The following is a 19,583-nucleotide window of genomic DNA, read 5'->3' on the forward strand; positions in this document are numbered from 1 at the left end:
CCACCCGTCAGGAGCATCCACAATTTCGCAGCGTGCCTGCGATCGCGTCCAACGCGGGCCTGCTCACCTCCGGCGGTCGATCGTTCGACATCAAAGCGAAGGTCAGCACCCGCCCATCGGCGTCCAGCACATACCCGACCAACGCGCTGGACACCGACAGAGTTCCGGTCTTGGCCCGCACCCAGCCCGCGCCCTGACGGTCCCGGGCGACGTAACGGCTGGTCAGTGAGCCCGTGGCACCCGCGACCGGCAGATCGTCGAGCATCGGCGCCAAGGTGGCCGCGACCCGGTCGTTCTCCGGCTGGGCCTTGGTACCGGCCGGTTTCACCGCCGTGGCGCCGGTGGGCTCGGCCGCGCTCGCCACGACCCGGTCGAGCAACCGCGCGGGAATCCGGTCGTCCACCGAAAGCCCGCTGCTGTCGTGCATATCCAGGCCGGCCAGATCGAAACCGGCCTTGCTCAGCGCCGCGCGCACCGCGGCGGCCCCGCCGGTGAACGACGCCTCGCCGCCGGTGGCTGTGGAGATCTCCCGGCCGATCGCCTCGGCGAGCACGTTGTCGGAGTAGACCATCATGTCGCGCAACCGGTCGCGCAGCGGCGCCGAGCGCACGGAGGCGATCTCGGCCGCACCGGCGGGCGCGGCGCCCGCGCGGACCTTGGCCGGGTCCAACCCCAGATCGGCGGCCAAGCGCCGCCCAGCGTCGAGAGCGGGCGTCGCGGTGCGCGGCGAGTACTCGACGAGCGGTTGCAGGCGGCCACCGTCGATCATCACCGGCTCGATCGGGGCGATGGAGCCCTCGGGGATGTCCACCGGGTCCCAGCCCTGCGCCATGGTGGGGCCGGTGTAGGCGGAGGTGTCGACCACGATCGTGTCCACCGCGCGCCCGGCCGACTTGATCTGGGTGACCAGGTCGGACAGCCGCGGCCCGTTCGGGTAGTACCCCTTGCCGTCCGGTTGCGCGGTGAGCGTCGGGTCGCCGCCGCCGACCAGTACCAGTTCGTTCGGCGCGGCGCCCGCGACGACCTTCGTGATCACCCGGTGCTCGCCGGGCAGCGTGAGCAGGGCCGCCGCGCTGGTGAGGATCTTCGCGGTGGACGACGGGATCATCGGCCGGTTCGCGTCGCCGCTCCACAGCACCATCCCGCTGTCGGCGTCGGTCACCTGACCTGCGAACGCGCCGAGGTCCGGATTGGCGATCACCGGGGCGAGCGCGGCGGCGATCCCCGCGGGGCTCGGCGCGGAATCGGTGGACCGGGCGGGACCGACCTGCGGAGACGGCTCGACCGGAGCGGGCGGGTCGGCGATGGTGAGGCCACCGTGCCGGAACTCGTCGGTCCACGGACGCACCGCGAGCAGTGCCACGGCGGCCGCGACGATGAGGACGACCACCGTGCTCGAGATCCAGATCCACCTGTTGCGGCGCCGCCGGGCGGCCAGCCCACCGATGTTCTCGTTGCCACCAAACACGTCGCCGCCGCTCTCCTGACCGATTCCCGCAGCAGCCGCCTGCCGCACCCATATCCGCGACGCCCACACTATCCTCGTTGCGCAACCGTTCCCCTGAACAACCTGGCGAGTCGGCGCACTCCGCAGCGGCCGAGTCGGCAGTCGCCGAAAAGCAGCCGAGTCGCCGGGCTCGGCACCGATGCACGAAGGAGATGGCGTGGAGTTCGACGTCACCATCGAGATCCCCAAGGGTTCCCGGAACAAGTACGAAGTCGATCACGAGACCGGCCGGGTCCGGCTCGACCGGTTCCTGTACACGTCCATGGTCTATCCCGCCGACTACGGCTACATCGAGAACACCCTCGGCGAGGACGGTGACCCGCTGGACGCGCTGGTCCTGCTGCCCGATTCGGTGTTCCCCGGCGTGATCGTGGAAGCCCGTCCGGTCGCCATGTACAAGATGACCGACGAGGCGGGCGGCGACGACAAGATCCTGTGCGTGCCCGCGGGCGACCCGCGCTGGGACCACATCCAGGATCTGAAGGATGTGCCGGAGTTCGAGCTGGCCGCGATCAAGCACTTCTTCGAGCGCTACAAGGACCTGGAGCCCGGCAAGTTCGTCAAGGGCTCGGAGTGGGTCGGACGGGCCGAGGCCGAGGCCGAGGTGGAGGCGTCCATCCAGCGTCTGAAGGACCAGGGCGGGCACTGAACGCCCTCGGGCACAACGAAAGCGGGGAGTCCGATAGGCACGGACTCCCCGCTTTCGTTTTTTCCGGGCGCGAAAGATGAAAAGGGGCACCCGGAAACCGGATGCCCCTTCTCGGCGTCAGGTGGCTCAGTAGTAGATGTACAGGTCCCAGCCGTCCCAGGACTCGATGCACTCCCAGTAGTAGCCGCCGGTGCTGGGCGACTCGCCGTCGGCCCGGCAGGCGTTCAGCGTGGCGTAGGTACCGACGTAGGTGCCGCCGTAGGCGACCTCCTGGTAAACCGGCGCGGCCGAGGCCGAAGCAGCCGTCGACACCCCGGCGACGGCGGCGGTGGCCAGCAGACCAGCGGCGAGGAAGGACTTGATACGCATTGTTCTTGCTCCTGAATGCGAGGCGAAATTTCCGACGTCCCAAACGATATGGACGATCGGCGCCTGGCACAGCCAACCCTAGGGTGAGGGCAAGGCAACCCTGAGGCGAATCACCTTGCCCACCCTCGATACCCACCCTTAGGGTGCTCGGCACGGCGCACTCGCGGGGCACGGGCCCGCCGAGGGTGTCACTGGCCGCGGAATTCGGGCGCGCGTTTTTCGAAGACGGCCTTGATCGCCTCGGTGAGGTCCTCCGAGGGCAGGAAGGCGGCATTCCACGCCGAGACGTAGCGCAGGCCCGCGGCGACCTCGTCCTTGCGGCGCTGATCCAGCACATCCTTGACGCCCTGCACCACCAGCGGCGGGTTCGCGGCGATCTCGCGCGCGGTGGCGTGTGCCGCGTCCAGAACCGCTTCCTGGTCCGGGAAGATGTCGTTGACCAGGCCGATCTTCTCCGCGCGTGCGGCATCGATGTCCTTGGCGGTGTAGGCCAGCTCCCGCAGGTGACCTTCGCCGATGATGCCGGGCAGCCGGTGCAGCGAACCGATGTCGGCGACGATCGCGACCTTGGCCTCCCGCAAGCTGAACTTGGCGTCCGCGCTGGCATAGCGGATGTCGACCGCCGCGATCAGATCGAGCCCGCCGCCGATGCACCAGCCGGACACCGCCGCGATCACCGGCTTGCGGCAGTCCGCCACCGCCGTGACCGAGGCCTGCATCTTGCGCAGCTCGGTGAGAAAATCGGTGCGCGGCGCGGCCAGGGCGCGGTCGGCCATCAACGGGCCGAACGTGCCGCTCATCGCGGGCAGGTCCAGGCCGTAGGAGAAGTGCTTCCCGGAGCCGGTCAGCACGATCGCGCGGACGTCGGGATCGGCGTCGAGCGCCTGGAACACCTCCGGCAGCTCGCGCCAGAAGTCGGGACCCATAGCGTTGCCCTTGCCGGGGCCGATCAGCGTCACCTGCGCGACGTGATCCTTGGTTTCGACGGTGAAAGCCTGCCAATCAGTCATTTGTACAGCGTATCGAGACCACGCCGGGCGGGTATCCCGGCCCGTGCGAGCCCGGTGTGCGAGGATTCGCCGCGAAACCTCGCAGCGTGTAAATCCTGTGCAAATTGCGCGGCGGCGCACTGGTTCCCGGGTCGGGATTCAGCGGATCATGGTCGAGTCAGCAAACCTCATTCGCCGGTTTTCGGAGGACACCATGCTGATGCATCGGGGAATCGGCCTCGACCGGTTCAACGGTCTGCCGCGCGGTCGCGCGATTCATGCCCTCTACGAGTGCTGCTGCAACGTGACGTGGGCCGCGACGCTGGCCGACGCTCGCCCCTATCCGGATCGGGACGCGCTGCTGAGCAAGGCCGATGTCGAACTGCTCGCGCTGTCCCAGCGGGACGTCGATCGCGCCTTCGAAGGGATTGCGCACGAACCGGTCTCGTCACACTGTATGGCCGAACTGGCACGGGTCACCCGCGAGCGAATCGCCGGGATGCTCGGGCCCGCCGAGGGCTACCCGGAATACTGAACCGGCGGCGCGACTTGCCCGGCGTACCGACGGCAATCGCTCTACCCTGGTGAGATGCGCAGGTCGTCATTGCCACCGGTCGCCTGCCGGGTCGCGGACACCCTCATCTCCCGGGGCCATCACGGTCTCATCGTCGCCCAGCCGGAGCCGACCCACACCGCCGCCGACGCCGCACGGGCCCTCGGCGTAGACGTGGGGGCGATCACGAAATCACTGGTGTTCCTGCTCGACGACGACCCGGTGCTGCTGCTGGTCTCGGGAGCGCACCAAGTCGATCTGGCGAAGACCGGCGCGCGCCTGGACGGGACGCTGAGCCGCGCCCCCGCCGAGATGGTGCGGGAGGTAACCGGTCAGCCCATCGGCGGCGTCGCACCGGTCGGTCACCCGACCAACCTGCCCACCTGGGTGGACAGCGCGCTGGGGCGCCATCGGGAGCTGTGGGCGGCGGGCGGGCATCCGAACACCATCTTCCGCACGTCGTTCCCGGAATTGCTGCGGATCACCGCGGGTCTCCCGATCGATGTCGACTGACTCGACGCCCTCGCGGCGAGCGCGGTGCCCGCACGAGTGCGATCAATGCCACCCGCACCCGCGGGGCGTCCGGGCGTAGTTTCGTGAGGTGACCGACGCACAACGGCCCGAGACGGAACTACAGATCCCCGATGATCTGAGCGGCATCACCGCGGAGCAGTATCGCGCCTCCATGCGCCACTATCCGGCCGGCGTCACCGTCGTCACGCTGACTTCGCCGCAGGGGCCGGTCGGTTTCACCGCGACCTCCTTCGCCTCGCTGTCACTGGACCCGCCGCTGGTGTCGTTCAATATCGCGCACACCTCCTCCAGCTTGTCCGCCATGCTGGACGCCGAGTCCGTCGTCATCCACTTCCTCGGCGAACACCAGCAGCACCTGGCCCACCGGTTCTCCCGGACCGCGGAGGAGCGCTTCACCGACCGCGCCCTGTGGACCACCTTGGACACCGGCGAACCGGTCCTGCACGGCACCCCCATCTGGTTGCGCGCCACGGTGCACCAACGGATCCCCATCGGCGACCACACCTTCGTCGTCGGCTTGGTCACCCGGGTCCACGACAGCACCGACGAGAAACCCGCCGCCGCGCCACTGCTGTACTACAACGGGCGCTACTACCGACCGATCGCCCTCAGCGACTGACCCCGCGCTCGATTACGCCACCCGCGGCCACATGACCGACTCCGCGTCGAGCGCGAGCCGGCCATTCCAACTCGAGAAAGCAATCAGGCACCGTCCAGCACGGCAAAGTCCACGTCGACCGGGAACGGATCGCTCAGCCGGAGCACATCTTGATGAGTTTCCGCCAGCCGGTAACTGCGGCTCGCCCAGTCCAGACGGTATTCCTGGATGATCTTCACCTTGCGATCCGCGGCCAGATGCACGATCAGGTAGATCGGGATTCCTTCGTTCGCGTACTCCGCGCATTTGTCCACGGTGTCGGTGTATTCGGATCCCGGTGAGACCACCTCGACCACCAGCAGCACGTCCGCCGTCCTCAATTTCCGATCGCCGTCGACGCACCGATGCAATGCCACGTCCGGACGACGAAACGAAAATCCTGGACTCGCCGGACGACTTCGCACGTAATACATCTCGAAGTCGGTCACCACCCCGGTGCACGGCTCGTCCGGGCTCCCTTGTTCCAACGCGTTTGCCAGTCGCCTGGCCACGTTGTTGCGCTCGAAGGTGCCGCTCCGGCAGACGATCACGTGGCCGTCGACCACCTCGATCTGACGTTGGACGTCTTCCGGGAGCGCCGCGTAACCCTCCTCCGTGATGAGAAGGGCGGCCGGATCGGTGGCCCACACGGGCAGGGTGCTCATGAGACCGCCTCGAACTCGGGTTACCGGATACGGCGATAGTATCCGGTGCCACCATGCCATCGGGACCAGCGCGGCTTCAGCCGACGAGACAGGGGGCCGCGCCGGTGGGGGCGGTGGAGGTGAAGGGACGCGTTTCGGGGGTGGGGTTCCAGACGCCGTTCTCGGCGGCGTAATTCCAGGTGGGGCCCGTTCGCGCGAGGATGGCGATCGCCTCGATCAGGCGGTCCACGTCGGCGGAGGTGGTGCCGAGGCCGATGCTGGCGCGCAGTGCGCCGGTCAAGCCGAGGCGGGCGAGCAGCGGGTGGGCGCAGAAACGTCCGTCGCGCACACCGATGCCGTGTTCTGCGGAGAGATAGGCGGCGACGTGGCCGGGGGCGAAATCGTCCAGGGTGAAGGCGACGATGCCGACGGAGTCGGGGCTGTCGATCCAGATCCGCAGCAGCTGGACGCCGGGAATCGTGGCCAAGCCGGCGCGCAGGCGGTCGGCGAGCCGGTGTTCGTGCGCGGCAAGGGTTTCGGCGTCGATCCCGCTGAGCGTGTCACAAGCCGCGGCCAGCGCGGCGGCGCCGAGCACGTTCGGCGAGCCGGCTTCGTGCCGCTGCGGAGCGGACGCCCATTCGGCCGCGTCGCTGCGGACCTCGCGCACCGCGCCGCCGCCCGCGAGGTAGGGCTGCGCCGCGTCGAGCCAATCCCGCTTGCCCACCAGCACACCGGCGCCGAACGGCGCGTAGAGCTTGTGCCCGGAGAACGCCAGGTAGTCGATCGCGGTGTCCCGCAGGCTGATCCGCCGATGCGGCGCCAACTGGGCGGCGTCCACCAGGATCCGGGCGCCGCACTGATGCGCGATGGTGGCCAGCCGTTCCAGTGGAAGCACCTCGCCGGTCACGTTCGAGGCGCCGGTCACCGCGAGCAATGCGGCCGGCTTGCTGCACAGTTCGGCGACCAGCCTGCCGATGGTCTCCTCCACCGTGTCGGCGGCCTGCACGACGCGCCTGCCCCGCTTGGTCCACGGCAGGAAATTGGCGTGGTGCTCGATGTCGAGCACCACGGTGTCCCCGGGGACGCAGGAGGCGAGCAGGTTCAGCGAGTCGGTGGTGTTGCGGGTGAAGACCACCACCTGATCGTCGGCGGCGTCGAGGAACCGGGACACCGATCCGCGAGCGGCTTCGTAGCACTCGGTGGAGATCCGCGAGGCGTAGCCCGCGCCGCGGTGCACGCTCGCGTAGTACGGCAGCAACTGCTGTACCCGGTCGGTGACCTGGGCCAACGCGGGCGCACTCGCGGCGTAGTCGAAGTTGGCGTAGGTCGCCGATCCGCCGTGTACCAGCGGCACGCGCAGTTCGTCGCCGGACACCCGGGCGAGTGCGGCACAGGGGTTGTCGACAGCAGTAGTCATCACGTGAATCCCGTCGGCTCAGGGACTCGCGACCGAACGATTCGGCGAGTCCGCGCTTGCCGCGCCCGGTTGGGCGGCGGCCGGGTCGTCACCCGGAGCACCCCACCGCGGAGGAGGGTTGCCGGCCAGCAAGCCGGGGCTTTGCACTGGCACTCATGACCAGACTCGAGAGTGGCAGAAGCGCCCCGGCACTGTCAACCACATTCCACCCGAGTCCCCACGAGCACCGCGTGGACATAACCACCACGCGTCGGCCATTACAAGCACCCCCACGACGACGCGCGAGCCGCGCCCGACGCGGGATTTCGCGCATCGGTACCAACCCCGTCCACGGGCGAAACGCGCCTCGGTTCGCTCGTCGGTTACCACCGAGCGAACCGATGCCGATGAGAGTCGGTCCCCCCTCGTTTCCCGCAACGGGGCAACTTCTCGAGCGCCTCCGTATCTCGAACGCGCTGAACCCGATCGCGTCGCCCGCTGCGACTCCCTCGATGACCGGCCGGAACAAACGGACATCCCCGCCCTCGCGAGGACCAGCTCGGGACCGCTCGATGAGCCGAATCACACCTTCGGATCAGCGATCTCCCGGCGAACGCGACAGGCGAGCCGCCCACCAGCGTTTTGCCCTGCCGGAACGGCGAATATCTATCCCACCTGCAACAACGCGCATCGCGCCCACCGATCCGGCATCCGGTCCGGTGAACAACAAGCGACGACAACCCCGGGTACCGTGGACAGCTGGCCACAGCGCTGTTTGCCCTTTGGTAACCCAGCTATGACACAACAACGGGAAAGTGTGAGGCGAGTCGATGGGAGGTGCGCACAGCACCATGCTCGAGACAGACGTCGACGCGTCGGCGGGCCCGTTGTCACGCGGCGATCGCGCGCCGGAGGCCAGGACGCTCGTCGACATCCTGACCGCGACGGCACTCGCCCATCCCGACGCCCCCGCCATCGACGACGGCCATGTGGTGCTGTCCTATCTGGAATTGGTCGTCGAGATCGAGAACGCCATGGCCCGGCTCGCCACCGCGGGCGTGCGGCCCGGCGATCGGGTCGGCGTTCGCATGCCGTCGGGCACCCGCGGGCTCTATGTGACCATCCTCGCCGTTCTCTACTCCGGCGCCGCTTACGTGCCGGTCGACGCCGACGACCCGGACGAGCGCGCCCAGCTGGTCTTCGGGGAAGCACAGGTCACCGCGATCGTGACCGCCGAAGGCATCGAGACCACGGCCGCGGGCATCCGCGCAGCCGAGCAGCAGCGCGAACAGACCTGGTCGACGCTGCCCACTCCCGGCGACGACGCCTGGATCATCTTCACCTCCGGTTCCACCGGCACTCCGAAAGGCGTTGCCGTCACCCATCGCAACGCGGCCGCCTTCGTCGACGCCGAGGCCGATCTGTTCCTGCGCGACGCCCCGATCGGTCCGGGCGACCGGGTTCTGGCGGGTCTGTCGGTCGCCTTCGACGCGTCCTGCGAGGAGATGTGGCTGGCCTGGCGCAACGGCGCCTGCCTGGTGCCCGCCCCGCGTGAGCTGGTGCGCACCGGCGCCGATCTCGGCCCGTGGCTGGTGCGGCGGGAGATCAGTGTGGTCTCCACCGTCCCGACCCTGGCGGCGACCTGGCCGGTGGAGGCATTGGAGGCGGTGCGCCTGCTCATCTTCGGCGGCGAGGCCGTCCCGCCGGAACTCGCCGAGCGCCTCGCGGGGAACGGTGATTCGGCTCGCGAGGTGTGGAACACCTACGGCCCCACCGAAGCCACGGTCGTCGCCTGCGCCGCCCGCTTGGACGGCCGGTGGCCGATCCGAATCGGCCTGCCGCTCAACGGCTGGGACCTGGTCGTCGTGGACCGGGCGGGTAACCCGGTGGCCGAGGGGGAATCCGGCGAACTGGTGATCGGCGGCGTCGGACTGGCTCGCTATCTCGACCCGGTCAAGGACGCCGAGAAGTACGCGCCGCTGCCTTCTGTCGGCTGGGAGCGCGCATACCGCAGCGGCGACCTGGTCCGCAACGACAGCGCCGGACTGGTCTTCCTCGGCCGCGCCGACGATCAGATCAAACTGGGCGGGCGGCGCATCGAACTCGGCGAGATCGACAACGCTCTGCAACACCTGCCCGGCGTCACGAGCGCCGCTGCGGCCATCCGGACCACCAAGGCGGGCAACAAGCTTCTGGTCGGCTATCTGACCGGACCCGGCCCGGACTTCGATGTCAAGGCCGCGCGCGCCGTCCTCGGTGGACAACTTCCTGCGCCGCTGGTGCCCAGGCTCGCGGTGGTCGACGAGCTGCCCACCCGGACCTCCGGCAAGGTGGACCGCGACGCGCTGCCCTGGCCGCTGCCCAATGCCGCCGAGGACGACGACGACAACGACCTGACCGGCACCGCCCAGTGGGTCGCCGGACTGTGGGATGCCATTCTCGGCGCGGAGGTCGGCGATCTCGACGCGGACTTCTTCGACCTGGGCGGCGGCTCGCTCGCGGCGGCGCAGCTGGTCACCGCCCTGCGCGAACGGTATCCGCAGATCGCCGTCGCTGACGTCTACGACCATCCCCGCCTCGGCGCGCTGGCCGACCTGCTGGAACAGACCACGCCCGCGGTGGCCGTCGCAGAGCGAACGGTGCGGCCGACGCCGCTGCTCGCGCAGGCGGCGCAGGTGCTGGCCACCATCCCGCTCACCACCCTCACCGGATTGCAGTGGCTCACCTGGCTGGCGATCGTCGGCAATATCGCGGCCTGGTCCGGCTCACTGCCCTGGCTCCCCCAGCTGTCCTGGTGGTGGACGCTGGCCGCGTTCCTGCTGTTCATCTCGCCGCCCGGCCGCATGGCGATCTGCGTGGCGGGGGCGCGGCTGCTGCTGCGCGGCATCCGGCGCGGCAGCTATCCGCGCGGTGGCTCGGTACATCTGCGGCTGTGGGCGGCCGTCCGTCTCTCCGAGGCCAGCGGCGCCGAGAACCTGTCCGGAGCGCCGTGGATGGTGCCGTTCGCCCGCGCGCTCGGCGCGAAGATCGGCAAGGGCGTCGACCTGCACAGCCTCCCGCCGGTGACGGGCATGCTCGAACTCGGTGACGGGTGCAGTGTGGAACCCGAGGTCGACCTGTCCGGCTACTGGATCGACGGCGACGTGGTGCATCTGGGCCCGATCACGATCGGCCCCGGCGCGGTGGTCGGCTCACGCTCGATCTTGTTGCCGGGCACCAAGATCGGCAAGAACGCCGAGGTGGCCCCCGGCTCCGCGGTATCGGGCAAGGTGAAGGCGGACCAGGACTGGGCCGGTTCGCCCGCGGTGAAGGTCGGTAAGGCACAGCACCGCTGGCCCGCGCACACGCCCGATCGTGCCCGGCACTGGGTCGGCATCTTCGGGATCACGTCGATGGCGCTGGCCGCCATGCCGATTCTCGGTATCGGCGCCGGTGGGGCGTTCCTGGCCTGGTTCGTTCGCGACACCCGCACGCTCGCCGCCGGCGCCGCGCGCGCGTTCGCCGTGCTTCCCCTCGCGACCTTGCTCAGCCTGGGCGTCTATGCCGCGGCGACCATCGTCGCGGTCCGGCTGCTGAGCATCGGCCTCACCGAGGGCTACCACCCGGTGCGCAGCCGGGTCGGCTGGCAGGCGTGGGCCACCGAGCGGCTGCTGGATTCCGCGCGTACCTTCCTGTTCCCGCTGTACGCCGGCCTGCTCACTCCCCTGTGGCTGCGCTTGCTCGGCGCGAAGATAGGTAAGAGCGTCGAGGCCTCGACCGTGCTGCTGCTGCCGAAGTTCACCACCGTCGCCGACGGGGCGTTCCTGGCCGACGACACCATGATCGCCAGCTACGAACTCGGCGGCGGCTGGCTGCACATCGGGGAGGCGAAGGTCGGCAAGCGCGCTTTCCTCGGCAACTCCGGGATGACCGCGCCCGGCCGCCGTGTCCCGAAGAACGGGCTGGTCGCGGTGCTGTCGGCGGCGCCGTCCAAGGCGAAACCGGGCTCGTCATGGCTGGGCAGCCCGCCGGTACGGCTGCGCCGCGCCGCGGAGAACGCCGATACCGCGCGCACCTTCGACCCACCCGCGCGCTTGCGGGTAGCCCGCGGCATCGTCGAAACCTGCCGCTTGGTCCCGGTGCTGGTGACCTTCGCGATCGGGCTCGGCGTGCTTTTCACCCTCGCCTGGCTCGCGCAAACGTTCGGCCATCTGGCCGCCGGACTGCTCAGCGGGTTGGTGCTGCTGGCGGCAGGCGCTGTCGCGGGGGCGAGCGCGATGGCCGCCAAATGGTTGCTGGTGGGGCGGATACGCACCGGGGAACATCCGCTGTGGAGCTCGTTCGTCTGGCGCAACGAGGTCTCCGACACCTTCGTGGAAACGGTTGCCGCGCCGTGGTTCGCGCGCGCGGCGACCGGGACGCCCGTACTGAATCTCTGGCTTCGCGGTCTCGGCGCGCACATCGGGCGCGGGGTATGGTGCGAGTCCTACTGGCTACCGGAGGCGGACCTGGTGACTCTCGGCGACGGCGCGACCGTGGAACGCGGCTGTGTGGTGCAGACCCATCTGTTCCACGACCGGATCATGGCCATGGACACCGTCACTCTCGGTGCGGGCGCCACCCTCGGTCCGCACTGCGTGGCGCTGCCCGCCTCGACGCTCGGCGACGGCGCTACCATCGGCCCGGCTTCGCTGGTCATGCGCGGTGACACGGTGCCCGCCTCGACGCGCTGGTGGGGCAACCCGATCGCGCCCTGGTTCACGGGCGACCCCGGGGCGCGCTGATGACGGGCAAGTTCTATGAAGCCCCCATCGACGAGTACCTCCCGCAGAACGGCAATCGGGGGTATCGGGTCACCCGGTACGAACTGGAGCTGGCCTACCGGGTTGCCGCCAACCGCCTCACCGGGCGCGCGGCGATCACCGCGGTGACCACCGAGGTGCGCACCCGGTTCGCACTCGATCTCGCCCAGGCGCTGAGCGTGTCGAAGGTGTCCGTCAACGGGATCAAGGCCGCGAAATTCGCCCATCAGCACGGCAAGTTGATCGTCACGCCGCAGCAGCGGATTCCGGCGGGCGGCGTGCTGGCGCTGGTGGTGCAGTACGGCGGTACCCCGAAACCGGTGCGCGGGCCGTGGGGCGAGGTCGGCTGGGAAGAACTCACCGAGGGCGCGCTCGTGGCCAGCCAGCCCAACGGCGCGGCGTCCTGGTTCCCCTGTGACGACCACCCGAGTTCCAAAGCGAGCTATCGGATCTCGATCACCACCGATTCGCCGTACTACGCGGTGGCGAACGGAACCCTGCTGCGCAAGCAGACCAAGGCCAGTCAGACCACGTGGGTGTACGAGCAGGCCGAACCGATGTCGAGCTACCTGGCGACCATCCAGATCGGTCACTATCGCAAGCACCGCATCGGCCCCTCGCACTCCGCGGTGCCGATGCAGGCCGTCCTACCGCCGCGGTTGCGCGCCAACTTCGACCACGACTTCGCTCGCCAGCCACGGATGCTCGAGGTCTTCAGCGAGAAGTTCGGCCCCTACCCGTTCGAGGATTACACCGTGGTCGTCACCGACGACGAGCTGGAGATCCCGATCGAGGCGCAGGGCATCTCCATCTTCGGCGCCAACCATTGCGACGGCCGGCGCGGCGCCGAACGCCTGGTCGCGCACGAGCTGGCCCATCAATGGTTCGGCAACAGCTTGACCATCCGGCAGTGGCGCGATATCTGGCTACACGAAGGCTTCGCCTGCTACGCGGAATGGATCTGGTCGGAGGCCGCGGGCGGACCCACTGCCGACCAGCTGGCCCGCGCCGCGCGGCACAACCTCTCCCGCGAGCCCCAGGACATCGTCATCGGCGATCCGGGACCGCAGCGCATGTTCGACGATCGCGTCTACAAACGGGGTGCGCTCACCCTGCACGCGCTGCGCCTGGAACTCGGCGATTCGGGATTCTTCGACCTGCTGCGGGAGTGGACCATCCGCTACCGCCACTCGTCGGTGACCACCGAGGAGTTCACCGACCTGGCGGGGCACTACAGCCTGGTCTCGCTGCGCCCGCTGTGGGACAGCTGGCTGCTCGGCGAGCGGCTACCGCAGCTGCCGCCCTACGGCGGCACGTCGACGGCCTGATCAGAACACCAGATAGCGGGCGGCGAGTTCCTCGACGAGCGGATCGTCCTCCGGGACGTTCGCCAACGCGTCCAGATCGGTTTCCACGGCGATCTGCCGGGGGTCGTCGTGCTCGGTATCCCGCGGATCCTCGATGAGCTGGCGCAGCAACTTCTCCCGCACCCGGGTCTTCAGCGAATCGTTCATACCTGAGGGTGCCCCCACATCGGCGTGTTACACGGGTGTGAACAGGGTTCCCCACGGCGTATTGCGCACCACGGTGTAGATCGCCAGCAAGGCGAAGAATGTCCACATGGTGGTCCGGCTGATCGACGGCAGCCGCATCTTCTGCCCGCGCCAGGCCTGGACGGTCCAGTCCGTCACCCACACCACGAACGCGACGACCAGCGGGATCGCGAGCAAGTTGCTGTGCAGGGCGTCGAGCACGTGCCCGTCGGTGAGATTGTGCACGGCGCGCATCCCGCCGCAGCCGGGGCAGTACCAACCGGTCAGCGCGTAGACCGGGCAGGTGCCGTAGGAGCCTTCGACGTGCGGATCGCGCAAATGCAGCAGCACCCCGACGCCCACTCCGACACCCGCGACGAGCAGGGGAAGTCCGACGCCGCGCCATCCGGTCCTCGGCTCGGCTCGCAGCTCCGTAGCGGGGCCGGAGGAAGGTTGCGCGATGTCCACGAAGTCAACCGTAACCGGGCAGCGATCGAGGACGCCACAGTAGCGCCGCCTATTTCGGCTGCGCGAACCGCAGCACGTTGCCGGACGGATCGACCAGCTCGAACCCCGGCCCACCCGGACCGTCTTCCGGGCGATGAGGGTCGGCATTGCGGTAACACTTGGCGCTCAGCTCGGCATACCAGGCGAAGATGTCGCCGACCGCGATCCACACGACGCTGCCCGGTGTGCCGTCCCCGTGGTGCTCGCTGAGGTGAAGCGTCGCTTCGGCTCGGGAGAGCTGGGCATAGAGCGGGAACTCCGGTCCGAACCGGTGCTCCCAGTCGACCGTGAAGCCCAGATAGTCCCGGTAGAACTCGTAGGTCCGCGCCACATCGAACATGCGCAGCACGGGTACCGGCGGGGCGAACTGGATGGCCGTCACGTCGTGATCTTGCCATCGCACCGCGATACGCCCGATACCTCACAACCCGGTTCATTCCGAAATGATCTTTTGCGGTATCGATTCCGGGGGTACTCCCCGATATACACCAGGAATGCCGTCGTGCAGCGCTAGCACTAGCAAGCACCTTGCTTGCACTGTACGGTGACGGTGGACACAAAGGAGTGCTCATGCTGGCGAAGTCGATGAGGACGCTGGCGGACGCGCACAACGGTGCGCTCACCGCCGATTACCGTGCCGGACTGCGGTCCCGCACCTTCGGAACCGCGTCGTTGAACGCGCCCACCGCCCGTCACGCGGTCATCCCCGTCACCACCAAGGACGGCGCTCGCCTGCGAGTACACGCGTACGGTCCCGCCGAGGGCGATGTCATCGTCCTGATCCACGGCTGGAGCTGCAGCATCGAGTACTGGAACCCGCAGATCAACGCCTTCGCCGACCGGTATCGCGTGGTCTGCTACGACCAGCGCGGCCACGGCGCCAGCGAACTCGGCAAGTCGGCCCCCACCAAAGAGTCGCTGGCCGACGACCTTTCGGTAGTCCTGAATGCGACGCTCCGCCCCGGGCAACGAGCCGTTCTGGTCGGTCACAGCATGGGCGGGATCACGGTGCAGGCGTGGGCCGCTCGCTATCCGGAGCAGGTGCGCAAGCAGGCCGCCGCCGCCGTGCTGCTGAACAGTTCCTCGGGCAACATCCGCTACGACACCGACCTGCTTCCGCTGCTGAACAAGCCGCTGACGCTGGCGGACCGGCCGATCACCGTGCTCGGCGCCACCGTGCGGATGCCGATGATCGTCGCGGAGACCCTGCTCACCGCGCCGGTCCCGCTGCCGGGCGGCTGGCCGGCCAGCGCGCTGCTCAAGGCGCGCGTGATGACTCCGCACGCGACCGCCGACCAGGTGGAGTTCGCGCTGGGCATCGTGCGGTCGTGCCGGCCGCTGACGCGCGGCAGGCACGCCGCCGCGCTGGCCGACATGGATCTCGCCGAAGCCGCCGCCTCCCTCACGGTGCCGACCACGGTGATCGCGGGCGCGCACGACCGCTTGCTGCCCGAACGCATGTCGCGCCGCATCGCCGACGCGCTCGCCGAGACAGGCCATCTGGCCGCGTACCACGTGTGGCCCACCGGCCACCTGGGCAATATCGAAGCCGCCGACCGCTTCAACGCGGAGTTGGCCGCTATCGCCGAGACCGCCCATTTGCGCTCCGCGGCCGCGGGCTGACCCGAGACCGTTTCCCTGGGCCGGTCGATGACGTCCGGTCCGGGGGCGAAAGTTGTCCCGGAGTGAGCCGACCGGCCATTAGCGCCGGTCCGCTATCGCACTCCCGTCAGTTTGCCAACCAGATACTGCATAGATGGCTCTTCGGACGCCGTCTGTCGATCACCAGGAAAATCCGGCGTTTCTACGCCGGATTCCCTTTGTTCAACTCGACCTCCAGACGCTCTCGTTAACATTCAGCGAACTCAAGTCGACTCAGAGGACAGACAGGTTCGGGTTCCGACGAAGGGAGCAGCGGTGAGTGTCTGGCGTGGCGTGGCGGTCCTGGCTCTGGCAATCAGCGCACTCGGTGTGACCGCCCCCGCGGCCACCGCGCTTCCCCTGGGCGTCCCCCCTGCGCGAACGCTCTGTGGCGGCGATGGTGCCGGCATCGGCATGATCGCCGCCTTCTACGACCCCGACCGCAATTACTCCGGTGTTCCGACGCTATGGATCCACCCGGAGTTCGTCTTCGCGCCCGATCGACCCGGAGGCTCCTGCGGCGTAACGGTCACCGTTTCGTGGCGCAACTCCGATACCGGCGTCTTCGGAACCCTTCCCCCCATACGGCTCGACGACCGGACCCCGGCCGAGGAGAACGTCGCCGGCTCGTGGATACCGGTCGGCATTCCCGCGGGCCTCGGCCGAGTGGAAGTCCTGATCGCGACCGACTCCCCTCACGTCCCGGGCAAGGGAGTCTTCGTAGTCACGTAGTCCGCGCAGCCCGCCCCGGCACGACCGGCGCGGGCTCTCGATCAGGGGCGGATCCATCCGATCCGCTTGCTCCAAGGGCGATCTCGTCGGGCGCCGTGGCGGGAATGAAAACGTCGGCCGAGCGGTAGAACAACACATGACACTCGACGACGACGCCCGTGCACTCATCGGACCCGGTGCCGACGCGACGCTGGTCACGATCAACCCGGACGGCAGCCCACAGGTCTCAGTCGTCTGGGTGGCCCTGCGGTCGACACCGGACGGCGACGAACTCGTCACCGCGCACCTCGGCGTCTACCAGAAGATCCGGAACGTCCGCCGCGACCCGCGCGTCGCGGTGACCATCCTGTCCCCGGAACGGGGTGAGGTGATGCGCCCGTATCTCTCGATCACCGGCACCGCACGCGTGGTGGAGGGCGGCGCACCCGAGCTGCTCCGAGAACTCGCCGAGACTCTGGCCAGTCCGAATGCCGAGTTTCCTCCCGCCGACGCCCCGCCCGGTTACCTCACCCGGATCCGCATCGAGAAGGTCGGCGGAATCGGCCCTTGGGCCTCCTGACACCGACGAGAGTCCCGCGCTCCGGCCGAGCCCGCAACTCAGCCGGAGCGACGGCGTGACTTCATTCTCCGCACCCATTGCGCGATAGCCACCACCGCCGAGAACATCGCCGTCGCGCCGGCCAGCAACGCGGTACCGGTGAGTTTCGCGGTGGAGAACTCCACCTTTCGTAGTCCTGGCAGCGGGTACTGCCCGTTGCCCGAGGCCCAACGGATCACGTAGCCGACCTGAGTTCCGAGGTCGGTGGGAGGCCCGGAACCGATCATGTTGCGCAGCTCCGGCCCCTTCCCATTCAGATAGACCAGCGTGAAGGCGACGAAGAGCGCCACCGCCACGGCGGAAACGGTCGTCAAGCGAGCGAGCGCTTCGGTGCGGGCCCAGAGATTGATCACCGCGGCGATGACGGTGAGGAAGATCGCGATGGTGGCGAGAATGGCCCACTTACCGCTGAGGTTCGTGTGGGCAGGCGGACTCTTCGACCACAGGCCGACGAGCGTGGTGGTGATGTGCGTTTGACCGAAGGCGTTGCTCCAGATCGTGCCATCGGGCCCGCCGGTGGCGAGCCACGGCTTGAACAACAGCGTGAAGGTGTACAAGCTCCCCACCGCGGCACACAGGAAGCCCGCGTTGTCCCGGAGCGAGATCACGAGTGGTCGGAGCCGCGCTCGTAATTTCTCGCCGTCGACCAGGCGTTTTCGAACACTGCCCGCTGACCGGCGCGGTGCGGCTGCCTGTCGATCCTTGCTCGCACGCCACGGAGTCGGCTGCACCATCTCGCTAATCCCCGTTCGTTGCATCGATACCCGACGCGCCGTCAGACACCGGCTCGCTACTCATGGCAACTGGAGTCGAGGGTTTCGCCACAGACAGCGGATCCGCGATGTCCTCCAGGGACTGCCCTTCGGCGTTCACTCCGAAGAACCAGGCGACCAAACCGCCGACGATCATGAACCCGGCGCCGATGAGGTACCCCACCGTGAGCGGGAACCGGTCGGGGCTCGGGTTGTCGGCGCCGCCTACCAGGTGCCCGAACAGGAACGGTGCGACAACCCCACCGGCGCCCTGCGCGATGGCGAAGAAGAACGAGATGGCTTGACCACGCAGTTCCAGCGGAAAGATCTCGCTGACCGTGAGATAGGCGGAGGAAGCGCCCGCCGAGGCGAAGAAGAAGATGACGCACCAGAAAATCGTCTGCGTGGTGGCGTCGAGCATGCCCGCGTTGAATGCCCAGGCAGAGATGAAAAGCAGGAAACCGGATATCGAGTACGTCGCGCAGATCATCTTCCGGCGACCGATACTGTCGAAGAGCGGGCCGAGCACCAACGGGCCGATCAGGTTGCCGATCGCAAAGGGGAAGAAATAATATCCCGTGTGATGCGCGGGCACGTTGTAGAAATTGATCAGAACCAGGCCGACGGTGAAGAAAATCGCATTGTACAGAAATGCTTGCGTGGCCATCATCGTGAATCCGAGGAAGGAACGGGAAGGATACCGTCCGAAGAAGATCCGACCCATCTGCAGATAGGACAGTCGCTCCGTGTCCACGATATCCAGGGCTTTGCTCTCGTCGACCGGAGGGAGTTCGACTCCCCTGCTCCGAACCTGCGCTTCGATCTCGTCGACGGTCCGCTCGGCTTCCTCGGCCCGCCCGTGGGTGAGCAGCCAGCGGGGGCTCTCGGGGATGTGCCTGCGCAGGAAGATGATGACCAGCCCGAGGACGGGTCCGATGAAGAATCCGAGCCGCCATCCCCAATCGGTCGGAATGAAACGTTCGTTGAACAGGACCAGGCTGGCTGCCGCTCCCAAAGCCGCACCGCCCCAATAGGTGCCGTTGATCGCGATGTCGACCCGGCCCCGATACTTCGACGGCATGATCTCGTCGATCGCCGAATTGATCGCCGTGTATTCTCCGCCGATTCCGGTGCCCGCGATGAAGCGGAAGAAATACAGCGACCACGCATTCCAGGAGAAACCGGCCAATCCGCTGCCGATCAGATAGATCGCCAGAGTCAGGATGAATAGTTTCTTGCGACCGAGCCGGTCGGTGAGACGGCCGAAGACGAGTGCGCCGACGACTTGGCCTGCCAGATACCACGAAGCCATCGCGCCGACCTGACCGGACGTGAGATGCAGTGCGTCGGCGTCCTGTAGCGGGCCGCCCATGCTGCTGACGATCTGGATCTCGATTCCGTCCAAGATCCAGGAGACGCCGAGCCCCACGACGATGAGCCAATGGAACCCGGTCCACGGAAGCCGGTCCATCCGAGCGGGAACCAGACTTCGGATTACCTTGGTTCGGTTTTCCAACACTTGATGATCACCTCGATTGCAGAAGAAGCCGGTTCGCCCACGGGGCCGCGTGAGGGTCGGCAGGATAGGACCGCATCGATGCCGGGCAACGATGGTTCCCCGAGGGACGTAAGCCTCGATCTGGTCCTCGGCATCTGCACCGGCGTCGCTCCTCATCGCCCCGAGCGGAACCTGGTTACGCCAGGGTTACATGAATATTGGTTCGTTGTGAATTGTGCCACTATTCGACGGCTCATTAAAGTT

General features: G+C 68.0%; 19 protein-coding genes and 1 riboswitch. Of the genes, 9 read left to right on the top strand and 10 right to left on the bottom strand.

From position 1 onward, the window contains the following. Positions 1–7 precede the first annotated feature (7 nt). Positions 8–1,447 carry a D-alanyl-D-alanine carboxypeptidase/D-alanyl-D-alanine endopeptidase gene (gene dacB / locus ACZ6DL_RS14400; RefSeq protein WP_466051319.1) on the bottom strand — a complete coding sequence of 480 codons (1,440 nt, stop codon included), beginning with the start codon at positions 1,445–1,447 and terminating at the stop codon, positions 8–10. A 217-nt stretch (positions 1,448–1,664) separates the two neighbouring features. On the opposite strand from dacB, the gene ACZ6DL_RS14405 reads away from it, so the two are divergent. Next, positions 1,665–2,156, top strand: coding sequence for an inorganic diphosphatase (locus tag ACZ6DL_RS14405; RefSeq protein WP_040864523.1), 492 nt, complete (start codon positions 1,665–1,667; stop codon positions 2,154–2,156). A gap of 126 nt (positions 2,157–2,282) precedes the next feature. On the opposite strand, the gene ACZ6DL_RS14410 is transcribed toward ACZ6DL_RS14405, so the two are convergent. Both ACZ6DL_RS14410 and ACZ6DL_RS14415 read right to left on the bottom strand, forming a co-directional pair. Continuing rightward, a complete protein-coding gene (locus ACZ6DL_RS14410; protein ID WP_063049413.1) occupies positions 2,283–2,525 on the bottom strand; it encodes a hypothetical protein in 243 nt (80 codons plus the stop codon). A gap of 188 nt (positions 2,526–2,713) precedes the next feature. Then, complete coding sequence (locus tag ACZ6DL_RS14415) at positions 2,714–3,535, bottom strand: crotonase/enoyl-CoA hydratase family protein (RefSeq protein ID WP_466051221.1); 822 nt, start codon at positions 3,533–3,535, stop codon at positions 2,714–2,716. Between the two features lie 193 nt (positions 3,536–3,728). Here ACZ6DL_RS14415 and ACZ6DL_RS14420 point away from each other — a divergent pair, with 193 nt between their 5' ends. The 3 genes from ACZ6DL_RS14420 to ACZ6DL_RS14430 all read left to right on the top strand — a co-directional run bounded on the left by ACZ6DL_RS14420 (position 3,729) and on the right by ACZ6DL_RS14430 (position 5,220). Continuing rightward, entirely contained in the window at positions 3,729–4,049 is a 321-nt protein-coding gene (locus ACZ6DL_RS14420; protein WP_357127632.1) for a 2-oxo-4-hydroxy-4-carboxy-5-ureidoimidazoline decarboxylase, read from the top strand. Between the two features lie 54 nt (positions 4,050–4,103). After that, the gene (locus ACZ6DL_RS14425; protein WP_040864519.1) at positions 4,104–4,580 is read left to right on the top strand and encodes a YbaK/EbsC family protein; all 477 of its coding nucleotides are present in this window, start codon (positions 4,104–4,106) and stop codon (positions 4,578–4,580) included. A gap of 88 nt (positions 4,581–4,668) precedes the next feature. Then, the gene (locus tag ACZ6DL_RS14430) at positions 4,669–5,220 is read left to right on the top strand and encodes a flavin reductase family protein (RefSeq protein ID WP_466051224.1); all 552 of its coding nucleotides are present in this window, start codon (positions 4,669–4,671) and stop codon (positions 5,218–5,220) included. Positions 5,221–5,303: 83 nt separating this feature from the next. Here ACZ6DL_RS14430 and ACZ6DL_RS14435 read toward each other — a convergent pair whose 3' ends face one another. Together ACZ6DL_RS14435 and ACZ6DL_RS14440 are read right to left on the bottom strand one after the other, a co-directional pair. Beyond that, entirely contained in the window at positions 5,304–5,903 is a 600-nt protein-coding gene (locus ACZ6DL_RS14435; protein ID WP_466051226.1) for a Uma2 family endonuclease, read from the bottom strand. A 76-nt stretch (positions 5,904–5,979) separates the two neighbouring features. Next, a complete protein-coding gene (locus tag ACZ6DL_RS14440; protein ID WP_466051228.1) occupies positions 5,980–7,299 on the bottom strand; it encodes an aminotransferase class V-fold PLP-dependent enzyme in 1,320 nt (439 codons plus the stop codon). Between the two features lie 47 nt (positions 7,300–7,346). Next, a riboswitch (SAM riboswitch) is annotated at positions 7,347–7,460 on the bottom strand. Positions 7,461–8,129: 669 nt separating this feature from the next. Here ACZ6DL_RS14440 and ACZ6DL_RS14445 point away from each other — a divergent pair. Next, positions 8,130–12,041 carry a Pls/PosA family non-ribosomal peptide synthetase gene (locus ACZ6DL_RS14445; protein WP_466051230.1) on the top strand — a complete coding sequence of 1,304 codons (3,912 nt, stop codon included), beginning with the start codon at positions 8,130–8,132 and terminating at the stop codon, positions 12,039–12,041. Continuing rightward, positions 12,041–13,387: a M1 family metallopeptidase gene (locus tag ACZ6DL_RS14450; RefSeq protein ID WP_466051232.1), complete on the top strand. Its 1,347-nt coding sequence runs from the start codon at positions 12,041–12,043 to the stop codon at positions 13,385–13,387. The genes ACZ6DL_RS14445 and ACZ6DL_RS14450 overlap by 1 nt, the downstream gene beginning before the upstream one ends. Here the strand turns inward: ACZ6DL_RS14450 and ACZ6DL_RS14455 are convergent, their stop codons facing one another. Genes ACZ6DL_RS14455 through ACZ6DL_RS14465 form a run of 3 tightly spaced genes read right to left on the bottom strand, consistent with a single transcriptional unit; the run spans position 13,388 to position 14,480 of the window. After that, positions 13,388–13,573 carry a hypothetical protein gene (locus ACZ6DL_RS14455; protein WP_062974667.1) on the bottom strand — a complete coding sequence of 62 codons (186 nt, stop codon included), beginning with the start codon at positions 13,571–13,573 and terminating at the stop codon, positions 13,388–13,390. 27 nt (positions 13,574–13,600) lie between these two features. Beyond that, positions 13,601–14,059 (bottom strand): DUF2752 domain-containing protein, encoded by a 459-nt coding sequence (locus ACZ6DL_RS14460; protein ID WP_466051234.1) that lies wholly within the window; start codon positions 14,057–14,059, stop codon positions 13,601–13,603. Between the two features lie 49 nt (positions 14,060–14,108). Next, the gene (locus tag ACZ6DL_RS14465) at positions 14,109–14,480 is read right to left on the bottom strand and encodes a glyoxalase superfamily protein (RefSeq protein ID WP_466051236.1); all 372 of its coding nucleotides are present in this window, start codon (positions 14,478–14,480) and stop codon (positions 14,109–14,111) included. A 188-nt stretch (positions 14,481–14,668) separates the two neighbouring features. Between ACZ6DL_RS14465 and ACZ6DL_RS14470 the strand changes: the two genes are divergently transcribed. The 3 genes from ACZ6DL_RS14470 to ACZ6DL_RS14480 all read left to right on the top strand — a co-directional run bounded on the left by ACZ6DL_RS14470 (position 14,669) and on the right by ACZ6DL_RS14480 (position 17,030). Beyond that, positions 14,669–15,721 (top strand): alpha/beta fold hydrolase, encoded by a 1,053-nt coding sequence (locus ACZ6DL_RS14470; protein ID WP_466051238.1) that lies wholly within the window; start codon positions 14,669–14,671, stop codon positions 15,719–15,721. Between the two features lie 294 nt (positions 15,722–16,015). Then, positions 16,016–16,471, top strand: coding sequence for a hypothetical protein (locus ACZ6DL_RS14475; RefSeq protein WP_466051240.1), 456 nt, complete (start codon positions 16,016–16,018; stop codon positions 16,469–16,471). 136 nt (positions 16,472–16,607) lie between these two features. Continuing rightward, positions 16,608–17,030 (top strand): PPOX class F420-dependent oxidoreductase, encoded by a 423-nt coding sequence (locus tag ACZ6DL_RS14480; RefSeq protein ID WP_466051242.1) that lies wholly within the window; start codon positions 16,608–16,610, stop codon positions 17,028–17,030. Positions 17,031–17,068: 38 nt separating this feature from the next. Here ACZ6DL_RS14480 and ACZ6DL_RS14485 read toward each other — a convergent pair whose 3' ends face one another. Together ACZ6DL_RS14485 and ACZ6DL_RS14490 are read right to left on the bottom strand one after the other, a co-directional pair. Beyond that, positions 17,069–17,677 carry a hypothetical protein gene (locus ACZ6DL_RS14485; RefSeq protein WP_466051244.1) on the bottom strand — a complete coding sequence of 203 codons (609 nt, stop codon included), beginning with the start codon at positions 17,675–17,677 and terminating at the stop codon, positions 17,069–17,071. Positions 17,678–17,807: 130 nt separating this feature from the next. Next, entirely contained in the window at positions 17,808–19,340 is a 1,533-nt protein-coding gene (locus ACZ6DL_RS14490; protein WP_466051246.1) for an MFS transporter, read from the bottom strand. Positions 19,341–19,583: the final 243 nt, after the last annotated feature.

The organism is Nocardia sp. NPDC041819 (assembly GCF_055590505.1).

Coding starts and splice junctions, on each gene's coding strand:
- ACZ6DL_RS14440 (WP_466051228.1), bottom strand. CDS start 7,299: ATGACTACTGCTGTCGACAACCCCTGTGCCGCACTCGCCCGGGTGTCC.
- ACZ6DL_RS14420 (WP_357127632.1), top strand. CDS start 3,729: ATGCTGATGCATCGGGGAATCGGCCTCGACCGGTTCAACGGTCTGCCG.
- ACZ6DL_RS14445 (WP_466051230.1), top strand. CDS start 8,130: ATGCTCGAGACAGACGTCGACGCGTCGGCGGGCCCGTTGTCACGCGGC.
- ACZ6DL_RS14455 (WP_062974667.1), bottom strand. CDS start 13,573: ATGAACGATTCGCTGAAGACCCGGGTGCGGGAGAAGTTGCTGCGCCAG.
- ACZ6DL_RS14480 (WP_466051242.1), top strand. CDS start 16,608: ATGACACTCGACGACGACGCCCGTGCACTCATCGGACCCGGTGCCGAC.
- ACZ6DL_RS14415 (WP_466051221.1), bottom strand. CDS start 3,535: ATGACTGATTGGCAGGCTTTCACCGTCGAAACCAAGGATCACGTCGCG.
- ACZ6DL_RS14435 (WP_466051226.1), bottom strand. CDS start 5,903: ATGAGCACCCTGCCCGTGTGGGCCACCGATCCGGCCGCCCTTCTCATC.
- ACZ6DL_RS14410 (WP_063049413.1), bottom strand. CDS start 2,525: ATGCGTATCAAGTCCTTCCTCGCCGCTGGTCTGCTGGCCACCGCCGCC.
- ACZ6DL_RS14470 (WP_466051238.1), top strand. CDS start 14,669: ATGCTGGCGAAGTCGATGAGGACGCTGGCGGACGCGCACAACGGTGCG.
- ACZ6DL_RS14425 (WP_040864519.1), top strand. CDS start 4,104: ATGCGCAGGTCGTCATTGCCACCGGTCGCCTGCCGGGTCGCGGACACC.
- ACZ6DL_RS14450 (WP_466051232.1), top strand. CDS start 12,041: ATGACGGGCAAGTTCTATGAAGCCCCCATCGACGAGTACCTCCCGCAG.